We start from the raw sequence: 20,819 nt of genomic DNA, 5'->3' as shown, positions 1-20,819 counted from the left end.
AAACCTCTGTTTTTTGCAATAATCATCCGTTCAGAGGAAAGGTAAAATCACTATTAAGTTTGTAGGGATTAGTCGAAAAAAAACGCTGTTTAGTCGAAAAAAGATGTATATTTGGTATTCATTTAAATTGCCCCCAACAAATGAATGTCAATAAGTTACGAAATTTAAGCTCAGTCCTTTTATTTTTTTTAGTACAAAGTGTTTTTGGACAGGCGAATTGTGATCATGATCCAGACCCTTGTGATGGCAAAACATACACTCAGGGCGCATGGGGCGCGGGGAATGGGAATACTGCCAGTCAATATCTTAATTCACATTTTAACGCTTCGTTTCCTTCAGGCCTTACAATAGGCTGTGGAACCAGAAAGCTAAAACTAACTAGCGCTTCTGCTATTGCAGCTTTTTTGCCTTCCGGAAGTACTCCCGCTATTCTGTCTACTGGAACTTTAACAAATCCAGGCGGTTCATACAATAATGTTTTGGCAGGTCAACTCGTTACTTTGATTTTAAATGCCACATTTGATGCGAACGATCCAAACTTTTCACCCTCACCAATAGCAATTTCTAATTATACCATTATTTCCGGGACCTTTTCGGGAATGACAGTTGGTAATCTAATTATACTTGCCAATAATATTATTGGAGGATGTTCTTCGCAATACAGTTATAGTCAACTGAATGTAGCTATTGATAATATTAATAACACATATGATAATGGCAACAGTAACTCTGGTTTTTTGAAATGTGGCGGAGCGTGTAATGTAATTGTAAACGTCTCAAGTTCTTCAATCCTTTGTTATGGCGGCATTGCAACAGTTACTGTATCTGCTAGCGGAGGTACCGCTCCTTATACTGGAACAGGCACATTTACTGCATCTGCAGGATCACGTACTTTTTCGGTAACAGATGCTTATGGATGTCAAGCTTCTAAAGCGAGTAATATTTCTCAGCCTTCTGAATTAAGCGCATCCAGCTCTTGCACAGAAAAGGCTTGCTATGGTTCAACAACAAATGTCACTATTGGTGCGTCGGGTGGAACAAGTCCATATACCGGAACTGGAGTTTTTAGTGAGCCTGTCGGGGTTCATTCTTTTACTGTAACAGACAGTAAAGGTTGTACAGATGTTACTACGACTACAATTTTGCAATACCCGCAACTGACAATTTCTGCTGTGGCAGGAAATATAAAATGTTTTGGAGGTTCAACTACAGTTACCATTTCGGCAAGTGGCGGGACTCCCCCATACAATAGTTGTGGTAATTATATTCGCTCCGCAGGACTACATTCTTTTACGGTAACTGACGGTAAAGGCTGCAGTGCAGTAACAACTATTACGATAACACAACCGTCCTTACTAACAGGAACTATTTCAATAACAAACGGATCGTGTAGTAATAATAATCTTGGTTCTGCTACGGTGACCGCTTTTGGAGGAACTGCTCCCTATTCTTATTTGTGGACTAACAATGCTACGTCCCCAACAATTAATAATCTTGCGGCTGGAAATTATTCTTTAACATTGAGCGATGCTAACGCTTGTTCAATTCCTTTATCTACTAATATTACCACAGTTGCTTGTTGCAATGTAACCAGCGGCGGATCTATTAATGGTTCAACAACAAGTTGTGGCCCCGTTTGTGGAGTAATTCTTGGTAGTGCATCTTTACCTGCAGGCGGCCTAGGCGCTACACAATTTATTTGGATTAAAAATTCTTTACCAAATTATCCAAACACTGGAAACAATGGTTGGTCGGCGATTCCAAACTCAAACAGTCCAACGCTTTCTGTTGGATGTGTTTCTGTAACGACTTATTACATCCGTTGTTCAAGAAAAGTAAACTGCAGTGGTCCATACATTGGAGAATCCAACATGGTAAGTGTGATCGTAAATCCAGGACCAATTGTTTCTGTTAATTGTAATACCACAGCTATTTGTTTTGGTTCGACAACGACAGTAAATATTTCTGCTACTGGCGGAACTGCACCATACAGTGGTGTTGGAACTTTTAGTGTTGGCGCTGGACCTTATTCATTTACCGTAACCGATGCAAATGGTTGTTCAGGTTTTGTTTCTGGAAACATTAATCAGTCACCAGCATTAACGGGAACTATTTCAACAACAAACGGATCGTGTAGTAATAATAATCTTGGTTCTGCTACTGTGACGGCTTCCGGTGGAACTGCTCCTTATTCTTATTTGTGGACTAACAATGTTACGGCTTCAACAATTAATAATCTTGCGGCTGGAAATTATTCACTAACGCTTAGTGATGCAAATTCTTGTTCAATTCCTTTATCTACTAATGTTACCACAGTTGCTTGTTGCAATGTAACCAGCGGCGGATCTATTAATGGTTCAACAACAAGTTGTGGCCCCGTTTGTGGAGTTACTTTAGGAAGTTCTTCTCTACCTGCAGGTGGAATTGGTGCTACAGAATTTATTTGGATTAAAAATTCTTTACCAAATTATCCAAACACTGGAAACAATGGTTGGTCGGCGATTCCAAACTCAAACAGTCCAACGCTTTCTGTTGGATGTGTTTCTGTAACAACTTATTATATCCGTTGTTCGAGAAAAGTATCTTGTGGTGGTCCATACATTGGAGAATCCAACATGGTGAGTGTGATTATAAATCCTGGACCAATTGTTTCTGCGAATTGCAATACTACTGCTATTTGTTTTGGTGGAAGTACAACAGTGAATATTTCTGCGACTGGTGGAGCTGCACCTTACAGCGGTGTTGGAATATTCTCAGTTGGTGTTGGACCTTATTCATTTACGGTAACCGATGCCAATGGTTGTTCAGGTTCTGTTACAGGAAACATTAATCAATCACCGGCATTAACAGGAACTATTTCAACAACAAATGGATCGTGTAATAATAATAACCTTGGATCTGCAACTATTACTGCTTCTGGTGGAACTGCTCCCTATTCTTATTTGTGGAATAATAATGCTACGTCCCCAACAATTAATAATCTTGCGGCTGGAAATTATTCTTTAACATTGAGCGATGCTAACGCTTGTTCAATTCCTTTATCTACTAATATTACCACAGTTGCTTGTTGCAATGTAACCAGCGGCGGATCTATTAATGGTTCAACAACAAGTTGTGGCCCCGTTTGTGGAGTTACTTTAGGAAGTTCTTCTCTACCTGCAGGTGGAATTGGTGCTACAGAATTTATTTGGATTAAAAATTCTTTACCAAATTATCCAAACACTGGAAACAATGGTTGGTCGGCGATTCCAAACTCAAACAGTCCAACGCTTTCTGTTGGATGTGTTTCTGTAACAACTTATTATATCCGTTGTTCGAGAAAAGTATCTTGTGGTGGTCCATACATTGGAGAATCCAACATGGTGAGTGTGATTATAAATCCTGGACCAATTGTTTCTGCAAACTGTAACACAACTGCAATTTGTTTTGGTTCGACAACGACATTAAATATTTCTGCTACTGGCGGAACTGCTCCTTATTCTGGAACTGGTATTTTCACAGTAAGTGCAGGCACACATACTTATTTAATTACTGATGCGAATGGTTGTTCGGCAACTACTTCAGTAATAATCTCTCAACCCTCTCAAGTTGTTGCAAGTTTATCAAATGGATCTATCCTTTGTAACGGAGGAACTACAACAGTTAATATTTCTGCCACAGGTGGAACATCGCCTTACACAGGAACCGGCGTCTTCACTGTTTCTGCAGGCACACACACTTATTTGATCACAGATGCTAATGGATGTTCAGCTACAACTTCTGTAACGATCACAGAACCCACACAACTTGTTTCAGCAACAACAAACGGAAGCATTTTATGTAACAGTGGAACAACGACAGTTAATGTAACTGCTAACGGCGGAACTGTTCCTTATTCTGGAACTGGCATCTTCACTGTTTCCGCAGGCACACACACGTATTTAATTACAGATGCTAATGGTTGTTCAGCAACTACTTCAGTAATTATTACAGAACCAACTTTACTTTCTGCATCTGCAACGAGCGGTACAATTTTAAGTTTTGGTGGAACAACAACGGTTACTATTTCTGCAAACGGCGGAACATCTCCTTACACAGGAACAGGCACCTTCACAGCTTCTTCAGGAACACATACTTATTTAGTAACAGATGCAAATGGTTGTACTGCAACGGCAACAATCACACTTACAGAACCTGGTCAATTAGTTGTAACAACAAGTAACGGAACAATTCTTTGTAACGGTGGAACAACAACAGTGAATATTTCTGCAACAGGCGGAGTAGCTCCTTACTCTGGTGTTGGAACGTTTACTTCAACATCTGGAACCCATACATATTTAGTAACCGATGCAAACAACAATCAAGTAACTGCAACGGTAACGATTACTGAACCAACACAATTAATTGTATCAACAACAAGCGGAACTATTTTATGTCATGGCGGAACAACAACAGTTAATATTTCTGCTAGCGGTGGAACATCACCGTACACAGGAACCGGCATCTTTACTGTTTCGGCCGGAACACATACTTATTTAATTACCGATGCTAATGGTTGTTCGGCAACTACTTCAGTAATAATCTCTCAACCTTCTCAAGTTGTTGCAAGTGTATCAAGTGGAGCTATTCTTTGTAACGGTGGAACAACAACAGTAAACGTTTCTTCTAACGGTGGAACTTCTCCTTATTCTGGAACTGGCATCTTCACTGTTTCTGCAGGCACACACACTTATTTAATTACCGATGCTAACGGATGTTCAGCAACTACTTCAGTAATTATTTCAGAACCAACTTTATTAATTACTTCTACAACAAACGGAAGCATTTTATGTAACAGTGGAACAACGACAGTTAATGTAACTGCTAACGGCGGAACTGTTCCTTACACAGGAACCGGCATCTTCACAGTTTCTGCAGGCACACACACTTATTTGATCACAGATGCAAATGGTTGTTCGGCGACTACTTCGGTAATTATCACAGAGCCTACCTTATTAACGGCTTCTGCAACGAGCGGCACCATCTTAAGTTTTGGTGGAACTACAACAGTAAACATTTCTGCTAGCGGCGGAACTTCTCCATACACTGGAGCAGGAACATTTACAGCTGCTTCAGGAACACATACATATTTAGTAACGGATGCTAATGGTTGTACGAGAACTGCAACAATCACACTTACAGAACCTGGTCAATTAGTTGTAACAACAAGTAACGGCACTATTCTTTGTCATGGTGGAACAACTACGGTTAATGTTTCTGCTTCGGGTGGTGTTGCTCCATACACTGGAACCGGCACATTCACCGCTGCCTCAGGAACTCACACTTACTTGGTAACAGACGTTAACAACAATCACGTAACTGCAACTGTAACAATTACAGAGCCAACACAACTAATTGCCTCTTCATCAAATGGATCAATTCTTTGCAATGTTGGAACAACAACAGTTACTATTTCTGCTAACGGTGGAACTGTTCCTTATTCTGGAACTGGCATCTTCACTGTTTCTGCAGGCACACACACGTATTTGATCACCGATGCAAATGGATGTTCAGCTACAACTTCTGTAACGATCACAGAACCCACACAACTTGTTTCAGCAACAACAAACGGAAGCATTTTATGTAACAGTGGAACAACGACAGTTAATGTAACTGCTAACGGCGGAACTGTTCCTTACACAGGAACTGGCATCTTAACTGTTTCTGCTGGCACGCATACTTATTTAATTACTGATGCAAATGGTTGTTCGACGACAACTTCTGTAATTATAACAGAGCCTACTTTATTAACTGCTTCTGCAACTTCTGGAACAATCTTAAGTTTTGGCGGTACAACTACTGTAAACATTTCTGCTAACGGCGGAACGTCTCCTTATTCTGGAACAGGCACTTTCACCGCTGCTTCAGGAACCCATACTTATTTAGTAACAGATGCAAATGGTTGTACTGCAACAACAACAATCACACTTACAGAACCTGGTCAATTAGTTGTAACAACAAGTGACGGAACTATTCTTTGTCATGGTGGAACAACTACGGTTAATGTTTCTGCTTCGGGTGGTGTTGCTCCATACACTGGAACCGGCACATTCACCGCTGCCTCAGGAACTCACACTTACTTGGTAACAGACGTTAACAACAATCACGTAACTGCAACTGTAACCATTACAGAGCCAACACAATTAATTGTATCAACAACAAGCGGAACTATTTTATGTCATGGCGGAACAACAACAGTTAATATTTCTGCTAGCGGTGGAACATCACCGTACACAGGAACCGGCATCTTTACTGTTTCTGCAGGAACTCATACGTATTTAATTACGGATGCCAATGGTTGTTCGGCAACTACTTCGGTAATTATTTCTGAACCTTCTCGAGTTGTTGCTTCCTCTACAAGCGGAACTATTCTTTGTAACGGTGAAAAGACCACTGTAAACGTCTCTGCGACAGGCGGCACTTCTCCTTACGCAGGAACGGCTATCTTTACTGTTTCTGCAGGAACACATACTTATTTAATTACGGATGCCAATGGTTGTTCGGCAACAACGTCAGTAATTATAACAGAGCCTACTTTATTAACTGCTTCTGCAACTTCTGGAACAATCTTAAGTTTTGGTGGAACAACAACAATTAATGTAACTGCAAACGGCGGAACATCTCCTTACACAGGAACAGGCACCTTCACAGCTTCTTCAGGAACCCATACTTATTTAGTAACAGATGCAAATGGTTGTACTGCAACGGCAACAATCACACTTACAGAACCTGGTCAATTAGTTGTAACAACAAGTAACGGCACTATTCTTTGTCATGGTGGAACAACAACAGTGAATATTTCTGCAACAGGCGGAGTAGCTCCATACTCTGGTGTTGGAACGTTTACTGCAACATCTGGAACACATACTTATTTAGTAACAGACGCAAACAACAATCAAGTAACTGCAACAGTAACCATTACAGAACCATCTTTATTAGTTGCTTCTTCAACAAATGGATCTATTCTTTGTAACGGTGGAACAACAACTGTAAATGTTTCTGCTAACGGTGGAACTTCTCCTTATTCTGGAACTGGCATCTTCACTGTTTCTGCAGGCACACACACGTATTTGATCACCGATGCAAATGGATGTTCAGCTACAACTTCTGTAACGATCACAGAACCCACACAACTTGTTTCAGCAACAACAAACGGAAGCATTTTATGTAACAGTGGAACAACGACAGTTAATGTAACTGCTAACGGCGGAACTGTTCCTTACACAGGAACTGGCATCTTAACTGTTTCTGCTGGCACGCATACTTATTTAATTACTGATGCAAATGGTTGTTCGACGACAACTTCTGTAATTATCACAGAGCCTACTTTATTAACTGCTTCTGCAACTTCTGGAACAATCTTAAGTTTTGGCGGTACAACTACTGTAAACATTTCTGCTAACGGCGGAACGTCTCCTTATTCTGGAACAGGCACTTTCACCGCTGCTTCAGGAACCCATACTTATTTAGTAACAGATGCAAATGGTTGTACTGCAACAACAACAATCACACTTACAGAACCTGGTCAATTAGTTGTAACAACAAGTGACGGAACTATTCTTTGTCATGGTGGAACAACTACGGTTAATGTTTCTGCTTCGGGTGGTGTTGCTCCATACAGTGGCATCGGTACATTCACTGCAACAGTCGGAACTCACACTTATTTAGTAACAGACGCAAACAACAATCAAGTAACTGCAACAGTAACCATTACAGAACCATCTTTATTAGTTGCTTCTTCAACAAATGGATCTATTCTTTGTAACGGTGGAACAACAACTGTAAATGTTTCTGCTAACGGTGGAACTTCTCCTTATTCTGGAACTGGCATCTTCACTGTTTCTGCAGGCACACACACTTATTTAATTACCGATGCTAACGGATGTTCAGCAACTACTTCAGTAATTATTTCAGAACCAACTTTATTAATTACTTCTACAACAAACGGAAGCATTTTATGTAACAGTGGAACAACAACAATTAATGTAACTGCAAACGGCGGAACATCTCCTTACACAGGAACAGGCACCTTCACAGCTTCTTCAGGCACACACACGTATTTGATCACAGATGCTAACGGATGTTCAGCGACAACTTCTGTAACGATCACAGAACCTACATTATTAACGGCTTCTGCAACGAGCGGCACCATCTTAAGTTTTGGTGGAACTACAACAGTAAACATTTCTGCTAGCGGCGGAACTTCTCCATACACTGGAGCAGGAACATTTACAGCTGCTTCAGGAACACATACTTATTTAGTAACAGATGCAAATGGTTGTACTGCAACGGCAACAATCACACTTACAGAACCTGGTCAATTAGTTGTAACAACAAGTAACGGAACAATTCTTTGTAACGGTGGAACGACAACAGTTAATATTTCTGCAACAGGCGGAGTAGCTCCATACTCTGGTGTTGGAACGTTTACTGCAACATCTGGAACACATACTTATTTAGTAACAGACGCAAACAACAATCAAGTAACTGCAACAGTAACCATTACAGAACCATCTTTATTAGTTGCTTCTGCTTCTAGCGGAACTATTCTTTGTAACGGTGGAACAACAACGGTTAATATTTCTGCTAACGGTGGAACATCACCATACACAGGAACTGGCATCTTCACTGTTTCTGCTGGCACGCATACTTATTTAATTACTGATGCAAACGGTTGTTCGACGACAACTTCTGTAATTATAACAGAGCCTACTTTATTAACTGCTTCTGCAACTTCTGGTACGATCTTAAGTTTTGGTGGAACAACTACTGTAAACATTTCTGCTAACAGCGGAACGTCTCCTTATTCTGGAACAGGCACTTTCACAGCTGCTTCAGGAACCCATACTTATTTAGTAACAGATGCAAATGGTTGTACTGCAACAACAACAATCACACTTACAGAACCAGGTCAATTAGTTGTAACAACAAGTAACGGAACTATTCTTTGTAATGGTGGAACGACAACAGTTAACATTTCTGCTTCGGGTGGTGTTAGTCCGTATAGCGGTGTTGGAACGTTTACTGCAACATCAGGCACTCACACTTATTTAGTAACGGATGCAAACAGCAATCAAGTAACTGCAACAGTAACCATTACAGAACCATCTTTATTAGTTGCTTCTTCAACAAATGGATCTATTCTTTGTAACGGTGGAACAACAACTGTAAATGTTTCTGCTAACGGTGGAACTTCTCCTTACACAGGAACTGGCATCTTTACTGTTTCTGCAGGAACTCATACGTATTTAATTACGGATGCCAATGGTTGTTCGGCAACTACTTCGGTAATTATTTCTGAACCTTCTCAAGTTGTTGCTTCCTCTACAAGCGGAACTATTCTTTGTAACGGTGAAAAGACCACTGTAAACGTCTCTGCGACAGGCGGCACTTCTCCTTACGCAGGAACGGCTATCTTTACTGTTTCTGCTGGCACGCATACTTATTTAATTACTGATGCAAATGGTTGTTCGACGACAACTTCTGTAATTATAACAGAGCCTACTTTATTAACTGCTTCTGCAACTTCTGGAACAATCTTAAGTTTTGGTGGAACAACAACAATTAATGTAACTGCAAACGGCGGAACATCTCCTTACACAGGAACAGGCACCTTCACAGCTTCTTCAGGAACACATACTTATTTAGTAACAGATGCAAATGGTTGTACTGCAACGGCAACAATCACACTTACAGAACCTGGTCAATTAGTTGTAACAACAAGTAACGGAACAATTCTTTGTAACGGTGGAACAACAACAGTGAATATTTCTGCAACAGGCGGAGTAGCTCCTTACTCTGGTGTTGGAACGTTTACTTCAACATCTGGAACCCATACATATTTAGTAACCGATGCAAACAACAATCAAGTAACTGCAACGGTAACGATTACTGAACCAACACAATTAATTGTATCAACAACAAGCGGAACTATTTTATGTCATGGCGGAACAACAACAGTTAATATTTCTGCTAGCGGTGGAACATCACCGTACACAGGAACCGGCATCTTTACTGTTTCGGCCGGAACACATACTTATTTAATTACCGATGCTAATGGTTGTTCGGCAACTACTTCAGTAATAATCTCTCAACCTTCTCAAGTTGTTGCAAGTGTATCAAGTGGAGCTATTCTTTGTAACGGTGGAACAACAACAGTAAACGTTTCTTCTAACGGTGGAACTTCTCCTTATTCTGGAACTGGCATCTTCACTGTTTCTGCAGGCACACACACTTATTTAATTACCGATGCTAACGGATGTTCAGCAACTACTTCAGTAATTATTTCAGAACCAACTTTATTAATTACTTCTACAACAAACGGAAGCATTTTATGTAACAGTGGAACAACGACAGTTAATGTAACTGCTAACGGCGGAACTGTTCCTTACACAGGAACCGGCATCTTCACAGTTTCTGCAGGCACACACACTTATTTGATCACAGATGCAAATGGTTGTTCGGCGACTACTTCGGTAATTATCACAGAGCCTACCTTATTAACGGCTTCTGCAACGAGCGGCACCATCTTAAGTTTTGGTGGAACTACAACAGTAAACATTTCTGCTAGCGGCGGAACTTCTCCATACACTGGAGCAGGAACATTTACAGCTGCTTCAGGAACACATACATATTTAGTAACGGATGCTAATGGTTGTACGAGAACTGCAACAATCACACTTACAGAACCTGGTCAATTAGTTGTAACAACAAGTAACGGCACTATTCTTTGTCATGGTGGAACAACTACGGTTAATGTTTCTGCTTCGGGTGGTGTTGCTCCATACACTGGAACCGGCACATTCACCGCTGCCTCAGGAACTCACACTTACTTGGTAACAGACGTTAACAACAATCACGTAACTGCAACTGTAACAATTACAGAGCCAACACAACTAATTGCCTCTTCATCAAATGGATCAATTCTTTGCAATGTTGGAACAACAACAGTTACTATTTCTGCTAACGGTGGAACTGCTCCTTATTCTGGAACAGGGGTATTTACAGTATCAGCTGGAACAAATGCTTATTTAGTTACAGACGCAAATGGTTGTTCGACAGCATCTAATGTAATTATTAATGAACCCTCTTCTGTTCAAATCACTATTACTTCAGATAGTATTAATTGTCATGGCGGATCTACAACTGCTACTATTACAGCAAGTGGTGGTGTAGCGCCATATTTAGGAACTGGAACTAATACCGTAGCAGCGGGCTCTCATACTTACATGGTTACGGATGCGAACGGTTGTACAACTTCGAGTGTACTTAATATCGGCGAGCCTTCTTCGCTTACTGAAACAATAACAGTTTCTGGCAACATTCTTTGTTATGGAGATTTAGCTTCAGTAGATGTTACTGCTAGCGGAGGAACAGCGCCATATCAAGGCGATGGTAATTTTAGTCGTACTTCAGGGGACTATACCTTTGTTGTGACGGATGCAATGGGTTGTTCGGTTTCTTCAACAATTAATATTGCCGGACCGGCAGCTTTAACAGCAACCTTCGCTGCGGATAGCATTCTTTGTAATGGAGGTTATGCCGATGTTACAATTACTGCTACCGGTGGAGCAGCGCCCTATAGCGGAACAGGTATTTATTCCTTACCTCCAGGTTCTCACATGTTTTTTGTAACGGATAATAATGGATGCTCTGTTTCTGTTACTAGAAGCATAACAGAGCCTACGCCTTTTATAGCAAGCTTTGTTGCAGATTCAATTAAGTGTAACGGTTACTTTACAACTATTAGGGTAACGGCTTGGGGCGGAACAGCGCCGTATACCGGAACTACTATCGATACTGTTTCAGCAGGCACCTATAATTATTTAGTTACAGACGCTAATGGATGCTTTTCTTCAACAGTTATTACACTGAGCGAACCACCACCTCTTGTGGCTGGATCGATAGTTAATAGTCCAATTCTTTGTCACGGAGGTTTTGCTCTTGTTACTGTATTTGCAACTGGCGGAAGCGGGATATATTTGGATACTGTTTATGCTGATATGCCATGTATGAATGATTCTTTGAGAAATATGCTTGCAGCAAATGGAGGTACAGTGCCTTATTGGGGACCTGATACCTATCCGGTGCCTGCTGGATCATATACCTATGGCGTTGTTGACTCGCATTGTTGTTGGGATACTGCTGAAATAGTAATTGTAGAGCCACCTGAATTAGTTGGAGTTGGTATTTTAAGCGGACCGCCATGTGGAGCTGGTCAGACCAGTGTAACACTCAACGCATCTGGAGGAACAGGCTCCTATACGGGACTTAACACATTTCCGGTCGCCGCTGGCACACATACTTATATGATTTTTGATCAAAACGGTTGCGTGGATACGGTAAGTGTATTTGTTGATGGATGTACAGGTATTGAAGAAAATCAAATATTTACGCGACAGGGCGCATTAAGTATATATCCAAATCCTAATAACGGAACCTTTAAAATATCGGGGATAGAGCACGGTAAGGCGTCCATTTTAAATCAATCAGGGCAAGTGGTTCGTGAAATTGAATTCAACGAAAATGAAGAAATAGTAACCGATAGTTTAGCTGAGGGAATGTATTTCTTAGTCGGAAAACAATGGCGCGTGAAAATGGTTGTGATTCGAAATTACTAAATGGTTAACCTCTTCTTATTTCAATTTTGAAACTTAATTTGAAAATCTCTTTTCTATTATTTCATAAATAAACTCAAGTTCTTTGACTGAAATGGAGTAGGGTGGCATTATATAAATGGTGTTTCCGAGCGGACGCAATATAATTCCATGGGCAAGAAAAAAATTATAAACTTCATCGCGTACCGAGTTAAAATAGCTAACACCTTCTTTGTTTTTAATATCAAAAGCAATAATTGTACCTCTATAACGAATGTTTTCTATGGATGAATAAGCGCTTAGTTTTTTAGCAAAATCAGCATGTTGTTTTGAAATTCTGTTAATGAAAGCTTTTGTTTCTTCCGAAAGCAATAAGTCTAAACTTGCCAAACTTGCCGCACAAGCGATTGGATTAGCGGTATAAGAATGACCGTGAAACAAGGTTTTTAATTTATCATCTGAAAGAAAAGCATCGTATATTTTTTGCTTACAACTTGTGGCGCCAAGAGCCATTGTGCCGCCAGTAATGCCCTTTGATAGACAAATAATATCCGGCTCCTCGTTTAAGTACTCACAAGCAAATAATTTTCCTGTTCTTCCAAAACCGGTCATTACTTCATCTGCAATGCAAAGAATATCTTCGTTTTTGCAAGCTGAAATCAGAGAATCCAAAACTTCAGGTTCATACATCAGCATGCCACCCGCTCCAAGTATAAGAGGTTCAAATATAAATGCTGCAATACTATTCTTGTGTTTTTTTAGTTCAGATTCAAACATAATAACACTTTCTTTTTCTTTTCCTTTTTGAGGAAGTGGAATTGAAATAACATCAAATAGTAAAGAATCAAATGCTGTAGTGAATGCACTGCGAGCGCTTACAGACATTGAGCCAAAAGTGTCTCCATGATAAGCGTGTTCAAAGACTATGATTTTGTTTTTTTCCTTTCCTTGATTATGCCAATATTGAATCGCCATTTTTAAAGCGACTTCAACAGCTGTAGATCCGTTGTCGGTATAAAACAGTTTGCTTTGATTTCCGGGAAGAATTTTCAAAAGCCTTTCTGCAAGTGAAACCCCTGGTTCATGGGTAAAGCCAGCAAAAATAGCATGTTCTAAAATACTTAGTTGCTCAGAGACTTTTTTTGCGATATAGGGATGTGAATGTCCGTGCAAATTTACCCACCAGGAAGAAACAGCATCTAAATATTTTTTATCATTTTCGTCAAATAAATAAACCCCTTCACCTCTTAAGATAGGTATGGGTGTCTGAGCTGTTTTCATTTGTGTGTAAGGATGCCAGATAACAGTAGCATCACGTTCGCTTAAGGTCATTCTATAATAATTTTTGAAGTTCAGATTTTATTTTTTCCGCTTGAACTTTAATAATTTTTTTATTTAATTCAGGTAATTCTTCAATTCTTCCAATACAGTGCATGTTGGAATAGTTTAAAATAAACTCTTCCGTACTTTTATTCTCAATCCCATTGAAAATAATACCTAATACAGGAACCTTATTTGTTTTTAAAACTTCCAGCGACAATAAAGTATGATTAATACTACCTAAATAATTTTTGGATACTAAAATCACAGGTACCATCCAGCTTTTTAAAAGATCAAGATTTAATTTTTCCGAATTAAGAGGAACCATCAAGCCTCCCGCTAATTCAATAATCAGGTTGTTTTTAGTTTCAGGAATGTTTAAGGCTTTCAAGTTTATTTCTGTACTATCTATTTCTGCAGCCGCGTGTGGCGACATGGGCGTGTTTAAACGGTATTTTTCAGAATGGAAAAAACTCTGCTTTGAACTTACTAATTTTTGAACCTTTAAAGTGTCGCTATGTTCAAGATCTCCTGCCTGAATCGGTTTCCAGTAGTCTGCTTGCAATGCTTCAACAAGAACCGCTGAAACAACTGTTTTACCAACCTCTGTTCCTATACCTGCTATAACAATTGTTCTCATGAGCTTAAAATTTTAGTTAATGTTGAACATAATTCATCAACTTGCTTTTCTGTATTGTGCATATGAAGACTAATTCTTAGTCGCTCTTTTCCAACTGGAACAGATGGACTTAAAATGGCTCTTACGTCAAAGCCCGCGGCTTGCAGTTGTTGTGCAACTCTTCGCGTTTTTTCATTCCCTCCAATTACCACACTTTGAATAGGGCTTTCTCCTTCGATTACATAAACCCCGTCAACGCCTTTAAAGTTGTTTTTAAATCGCTGAATCAAAATGTGTAGAAAAGCATTATCAAAGTTTACTTCTTCCAATGCATGATATGCACATGAAATATTTATCAGAGATGATGCTGGCAATGCTGTTGTAAAAATAAATGAGCGAGCAAAATTAATGAGATAATTACGAAGAGTTTCTTTGCCAAGCACAATTGCACCATGACAACCCATTGCTTTTCCAAAAGTGTGAATTCTTGCGAAGACTTTATTTTCCAATTTAAAGTGATTTACAAGTCCTCGTCCATTTTCGCCGTAAACACCTGTAGCATGGGCCTCATCCACTATTAAATTTGCATTGTATTTATCACAGAGTCCTGAAATTCTTCTTAAGTCACTACTGTCTCCGTCCATCGAATAAATAGATTCAACAGCCACAAAAATTGTTCCCGTTGCATGGGTGAGTTTTTTTTCTAAATCACTCAAATTATTATGCGCAAATCGATAACGTGTGGCGTGACTTAAACGACAGCCATCAATGATGCTAGCATGAATTAATTCATCACAAATAATTGTGTCGCCTTTAGAGGCTATGCACGAAAACAAGCCAACATTGGCATCATACCCTGAATTAAAAATTAATCCTGCTTCTGCTTGATGAAATTGCGCAATCTTTTTTTCCAGATTTTCAGCGAATACCGTGTTTCCGGATATCGAACGAGAGCCGGTTGAGCCGGATAAAAAATCGAAATCTTGTAAAGTTTGTGTCACAGCAGTTTTTATTTTTTCAGAGCGAGCAAAACTTAAGTAATCGTTCGAACAAAAGTCTATGAGTGCATCATTCGCTTGTAACGATCTATACAAAGAAGCTTCAAGTCTCTTATCAAGCGCTTCCTGAAGTTTATCTTGAATTTTCTTGTTAACTAGTTCCATTTTCAATAAATCAAAAACGATTTTAGTTTGTCACAACTTCCTTTTCACGCTCAGTTCCTTTAAAAGCCTTGCGTGCATGAAGACCTAGTGTTTCAAACATCTGCATATCATCTTGCGTAGAAGGATTTGGTGTAGTTAATAATTTATCACCAGCAAAAATTGAATTGGCTCCTGCCATAAAACACAAAGCTTGTTCTGGTACTGTCATTTCCAATCTTCCGGCAGAAAGACGCACCACTGTTTTAGGCATTATAATTCTTGTCGTAGCAATCATACGCAACATATCCCATATTGAAACACGCGTTTGATTTTCAAGAGGAGTCCCCTTTACAGGAACGAGTGCGTTAATAGGAACAGATTCTGGATGCTTTGGAAGGGTTGCTAATAAATGAAGCATACCAACTCTATCCTCCACTGTTTCACCTAAACCAACAATGCCGCCAGAGCAAACAGTGAGATCTGCTTTGCGAACATTTTCAATTGTTTTTAAACGGTCATCGTACGTTCTTGTACTTATAATATTTTTATAATGTTCTTCTGAAGTATCAATGTTGTGATTGTATGCAAATAATCCCGCATCTTTTAATTTTTGCGCTTGTTCGTAGTTTAGCATGCCTAAGGTGCAACACACTTCAATATCCAGGGCATTCACAGTTTTCACCATTTCTAACACCTTGTCAAAATCGCGGTTATCGCGCACTTCTCTCCAGGCAGCACCCATACATAAACGCGACGATCCGCCATCTTTAGCAGCTTGTGCAACCTGTTTTACTTCTTCCAATTTCATCATGCCGTGCGTATTAACGTCGGTGTTATAACGCGCTGCTTGTGGACAGTAAGAGCAGTCTTCAGGGCAACCTCCTGTTTTAATTGATATCAAAGAACTAATTTGTACTTCAGAATAATCATTGTTTTTACGGTGAATGCTGGCGGCTTCAAAAACCAGGTCGAGTAGGGGACGGTTATAAATTTCAGAAATTTCTTTTTTCGTCCAATTATTTTTTATCATAAGCATATATAAAAATTTGTGGCGCAAAAATAACAATCTTTATTTGTCTATAAATTGAGAATACATCAACTTATTTTTAATAATCTGTTAGTAATAATTTATGCAAGTAATTGGTCAATACCCTACTTTGGGAGAAAATCAAAACCACTACTATATGATCCATTCTATCATCCCTTCCCAAAGTATTTACGGTAAACGTCTAATAACCATTCGGATAGAATAAACAGGTTCTTGTTCAAATCAATTTCGGTCTTAACAAAAAAAGCAATTCTCAATTAATAGTTTTATCACAAGTTATTTAATTTATTTCTATGGCTAAACGCGCAGGCAAAACAAGTATCGGTGAACGAAAAATATTTGTGTTAGATACCTCTGTTATTATTTACGACCACACTGCAATGAGAAATTTTGCAGAACACGATGTGGTAATTCCAATTACAGTTCTTGAAGAGTTAGATAACTTTAAAAAGGGCAATGATACAAAGAATTATTCAGCGCGGGAATTTACGCGGTATATTGATAAACATAGTCAGGAAAGCCTTCAAAACTGGACGTCCATTAACGGACCAACCCGTGGAAAATTCAAAATTGAACTTAATAGTTCTTCAAAAGTAAACGCGGAAAAAATATTTGATGACCGTAAAGCCGATCACCGTATTTTAAATACTGCTTTGTATGTTTCAGAAACGCATCCAGGCCGTAAAGTAATTTTGGTGACTAAGGACGTGAATCTGCGCATCAAAGCGAAGAGTCTAAATTTACTAGCGGAGGATTACGAAACCGGTAAAATTAAATCGGTTGATGAGCTTTATACTGGCAACACAGAGGATGTTAAAGCAACCAACGAACAAATTACCAACATTTATAATAAAGGAAATTCTCCTGCCAAACCAATTTTAAAAAAGGGCGGTGTGCCAAATCATTACTACGTTTTAAAAAATGGTTCACAAAGCGTTTTAGCACGGTATGATAAGGAAAACGATTCTATGGAGCGTGTAATTAAAACCGCTGCCTTTGGTGTAATTCCTAAAAATGCTGAGCAAGCATTTGCTCTGGATGCAATTATGAATCCTGATATTAAACTGGTAACTATTCAAGGTGTTGCTGGAACAGGAAAAACTTTACTATCTCTGGCAGGAGCATTAGAACTAAGAAGAAATTATCACCAAATTTATTTGGCGCGCCCTGTGGTCCCTTTAAGTAATAAAGACATTGGATACTTACCAGGTGATGTTAACAGTAAGCTAAACCCATATATGGAGCCGCTTTGGGATAATTTAAAATACATCCGTAGTTTGTTTAGTGAAAAAGATAAAGAGCATAAACAGCTAAACGAAATGGTGGAGGCGCAGAAACTGGTAGTATGTCCTCTTGCGTACATTCGTGGAAGAAGTTTAAGCAATGTCTTTTTTATTGTTGATGAAGCACAAAACTTAACGCCGCATGAAGTAAAAACAATTATTACTCGTGCCGGCGAAAACACTAAAATTATTTTCACAGGAGATATTCATCAAATAGATACGCCTTATCTCGATTCACAGAGTAATGGTTTAAGTTATATGATTGACAAATTAAAGGGACAAACATTATATGCGCATATTACTCTAGAAAAAGGAGAGCGCAGTGCTTTGGCTAATTTGGCTAACGACCTACTGTAAGTTATTTTAATGAATATATTTATTGGCAAGAATATTGCTTTCTATTTCGCTTAACCAATTTGCGTAATAAATAATTATGTAAAAAAGTATTTTCTTTTATTGCTAAATTCCTTTATGCTAAAAGCTACCTAAAGCTTTTGTTTTAATTAGTTTTTTCGCCTTTTTATTAGCATTTTTACTTTGCAAAAAATTAAGAAATTATGGAACCTACGAATTACGATCAATTTATGGATGAATCTAATGGCGAACTTCAACGCCCAGATTTTTTAAAAATTATTTGTATTTTATCTTTTGTAGCATGTGGATTAATGATTCTTATTTGTTGTATTGGCGCTATGGCATTGAGCTTGGATGCCACTACAATTGAAAAGCTATGGGAAAAAGTAGTGGAAAGTAACCCTCAGTTTGATGAAATAGAGCCAATGCAATTTGTTCATAGTTTTGGCATGGTTTGCGTTTATACTCTAATTTCGAATATTTTTTCTTTGATTGGCGTTATAATGATGTGGCGTCTTGAGAAAATTGGATTTGTCGTTTACGCAATTGCAGAATTATCAACCCACTTTTATTCATTCGATATGGGTACAAGTTCAAAAAATCAATCTTCAATTGGCCTGATAATTGGCGTTTTAATCGATCTAATATTTATTGCAATGTATTTCGCCAATTTAAAACACATGAATAAAAAAAACAACAATACATTTATTCAATCTGGATCTTAATCAAGTTCTCTATATATCCCAAAGTACTAAACCAAATAAAGCATGACAAATTTAAAACGTCATTCTAAAAATCTAAGCTTACAAAATGTGTTTTGTAAATTAATTATTACGATTAATTTATTTAATGTTTTTAGTTTAGTTGCCCAACCCGAATGGGCAAAACAGATGGGTGGGCCTGAAGGCGACATTGGTGCTTGCACTGCAGCCGATTTACTCGGAAATATTTACTCTATAGGTACATTTAGTGGAACCTCTACATTCGGAACGTATAATTTAACGTCAGACGGGAAGGGAGATATATTTATCGCTAAATCGAGTGCTATTGATGGAAAGGTGAAGTGGGCGAAACGAATGGGTGGTTCCAATGAAGATGTAGGAAACGCCATTGTTTGCGACCCTTCTGGAAATATTTATTTCACAGGAAGATTCAGCGGAATGGCCGTGTTTGGTAGTTCTGTATTAACGTCCAATGGATCTTCTGACTCTTTCCTGGCGAAACTAGACTCTCTTGGCACAATTTTATGGGTAAAAAAAATAGGTGGCACAGGCAATGATGGTGGTTTGTCGCTGGCAAGTGATTTACAAGGAAATATATTTACTTGTGGTTACTTTCAAGGAATCGCAAATTTTGGAACATTTACAATTAATCCTATAGGAACGAATTATAATATTTTTCTGATGCGAACAAATACTACTGGCAATGTAGCTTGGGTTAAAAATTATGGAAGTTCTGGGTATTCCATCGGAACATCAGTAAGTTGTGATGCTGCAGGAGATGTATATATGACAGGTAATTTTGAAAGTGCTGTTACATTGGGATCATATACTTTGTCTTCAGAAAAATATCAAGATATTTTTATTTCAAAACATTATGGAAGTACTGGAAATGTTGCTTGGGCAAGTTCCTCAGGTGGTTCAGGAAATGATAACGGTAATGGAATTGTTGCTGGTTCTGACGGATATGTTTTTACGACTGGAAAATTCGAAAACAGTTGCGCTTTTAGCACCACAACACTAACTTCAATCGGAAGCGCAGATATGTTTATTTCGAAACGCAATGCTAGTGACGGTTCACTTATTTGGGTGCATCAGTTTGGTGCAACAGGTTATGAACAGGGAAGTGCGATAGCGCAAGATCAAAATGGATATATTTATGTTGCCGGACAATTCAGTGGTTTTGTAGGTTTTGATGATAAAATGCTGATTTCAAATGGCAACACAGATGCCTTTTTAATTAAATTAAAAAAGGATGCAGGTACTGTGCAATGGGCTCTGGGAATGGGCGGCTTGAATGTTGATTGTGCATATGGTATTTGTGTTGGTCTTGATGAAGCACTGTTTTGTACTGGTTTTTTTCAGTCAAACGCCGACTTGGCTGGTTTTAAACTAGTCACAAATGGACTAACAGATGCGTTTGTTTTAAAACTAACAAGCACAACTGTTGGCATCGAAGAAATTAAATCTTTAAATTCCTTACTGCAAATATCGCCTCAGCCTTTCAGCACAGAATTAAATATTTCAATGAATAAACAAAACCTGAAACCCTACCAACTTTCGCTAACTGATCTTTCCGGTAAAATAATTTTTCAATTCAATTCTAACCAAACAGAGCAACATTTGAACTTAGAATCATTGGCTGCTGGGATATACATTCTTTCAATTCAAGAAAAGATGGGAGAAAAAGTATTTAAAAAAATTATTAAAAACTAGTTTA

General features: G+C 38.7%; 8 protein-coding genes. 4 read left to right on the top strand and 4 right to left on the bottom strand.

Annotated features, from left to right (window positions below):
• Nucleotides 1–140 precede the first annotated feature (140 nt).
• The gene (locus P2086_RS03020; RefSeq protein ID WP_317898956.1) at nucleotides 141–12,638 is read left to right on the top strand and encodes a T9SS type A sorting domain-containing protein; all 12,498 of its coding nucleotides are present in this window, start codon (nucleotides 141–143) and stop codon (nucleotides 12,636–12,638) included.
• Nucleotides 12,639–12,671: 33 nt separating this feature from the next.
• On the opposite strand, the gene bioA is transcribed toward P2086_RS03020, so the two are convergent.
• The 4 genes from bioA to bioB are packed head-to-tail and all read right to left on the bottom strand — an operon-like array spanning nucleotide 12,672 to nucleotide 16,731.
• Nucleotides 12,672–13,946: an adenosylmethionine--8-amino-7-oxononanoate transaminase gene (bioA, locus tag P2086_RS03015; protein WP_317898955.1), complete on the bottom strand. Its 1,275-nt coding sequence runs from the start codon at nucleotides 13,944–13,946 to the stop codon at nucleotides 12,672–12,674.
• Nucleotide 13,947: 1 nt separating this feature from the next.
• On the bottom strand, nucleotides 13,948–14,574 hold the full coding sequence (gene bioD / locus P2086_RS03010; RefSeq protein WP_317898954.1) for a dethiobiotin synthase: 627 nt from the start codon (nucleotides 14,572–14,574) through the stop codon (nucleotides 13,948–13,950).
• Nucleotides 14,571–15,716 carry an aminotransferase class I/II-fold pyridoxal phosphate-dependent enzyme gene (locus P2086_RS03005; RefSeq protein WP_317898953.1) on the bottom strand — a complete coding sequence of 382 codons (1,146 nt, stop codon included), beginning with the start codon at nucleotides 15,714–15,716 and terminating at the stop codon, nucleotides 14,571–14,573. The genes bioD and P2086_RS03005 overlap by 4 nt, the downstream gene beginning before the upstream one ends.
• A 22-nt stretch (nucleotides 15,717–15,738) precedes the next feature.
• Nucleotides 15,739–16,731: a biotin synthase BioB gene (bioB, locus tag P2086_RS03000; protein WP_317900243.1), complete on the bottom strand. Its 993-nt coding sequence runs from the start codon at nucleotides 16,729–16,731 to the stop codon at nucleotides 15,739–15,741.
• Between the two features lie 305 nt (nucleotides 16,732–17,036).
• Between bioB and P2086_RS02995 the strand changes: the two genes are divergently transcribed.
• The 3 genes from P2086_RS02995 to P2086_RS02985 all read left to right on the top strand — a co-directional run bounded on the left by P2086_RS02995 (nucleotide 17,037) and on the right by P2086_RS02985 (nucleotide 20,815).
• Entirely contained in the window at nucleotides 17,037–18,383 is a 1,347-nt protein-coding gene (locus tag P2086_RS02995; RefSeq protein ID WP_317898952.1) for a PhoH family protein, read from the top strand.
• Nucleotides 18,384–18,583: 200 nt separating this feature from the next.
• Nucleotides 18,584–19,105: a hypothetical protein gene (locus P2086_RS02990; protein WP_317898951.1), complete on the top strand. Its 522-nt coding sequence runs from the start codon at nucleotides 18,584–18,586 to the stop codon at nucleotides 19,103–19,105.
• A gap of 42 nt (nucleotides 19,106–19,147) precedes the next feature.
• Nucleotides 19,148–20,815: an SBBP repeat-containing protein gene (locus P2086_RS02985; protein WP_317898950.1), complete on the top strand. Its 1,668-nt coding sequence runs from the start codon at nucleotides 19,148–19,150 to the stop codon at nucleotides 20,813–20,815.
• Nucleotides 20,816–20,819: the final 4 nt, after the last annotated feature.

It is taken from the genome of Aurantibacillus circumpalustris, from assembly GCF_029625215.1.
GTDB lineage: Bacteria > Bacteroidota > Bacteroidia > B-17B0 > Aurantibacillaceae > Aurantibacillus > Aurantibacillus circumpalustris.
This window is presented reverse-complemented; position numbering and strand designations above follow the sequence as displayed.

Coding starts and splice junctions, on each gene's coding strand:
- P2086_RS03020 (WP_317898956.1), top strand. CDS start 141: ATGAATGTCAATAAGTTACGAAATTTAAGCTCAGTCCTTTTATTTTTT.
- bioA (WP_317898955.1), bottom strand. CDS start 13,946: ATGACCTTAAGCGAACGTGATGCTACTGTTATCTGGCATCCTTACACA.
- bioD (WP_317898954.1), bottom strand. CDS start 14,574: ATGAGAACAATTGTTATAGCAGGTATAGGAACAGAGGTTGGTAAAACA.
- P2086_RS03005 (WP_317898953.1), bottom strand. CDS start 15,716: ATGGAACTAGTTAACAAGAAAATTCAAGATAAACTTCAGGAAGCGCTT.
- bioB (WP_317900243.1), bottom strand. CDS start 16,731: ATGCTTATGATAAAAAATAATTGGACGAAAAAAGAAATTTCTGAAATT.
- P2086_RS02995 (WP_317898952.1), top strand. CDS start 17,037: ATGGCTAAACGCGCAGGCAAAACAAGTATCGGTGAACGAAAAATATTT.
- P2086_RS02990 (WP_317898951.1), top strand. CDS start 18,584: ATGGAACCTACGAATTACGATCAATTTATGGATGAATCTAATGGCGAA.
- P2086_RS02985 (WP_317898950.1), top strand. CDS start 19,148: ATGACAAATTTAAAACGTCATTCTAAAAATCTAAGCTTACAAAATGTG.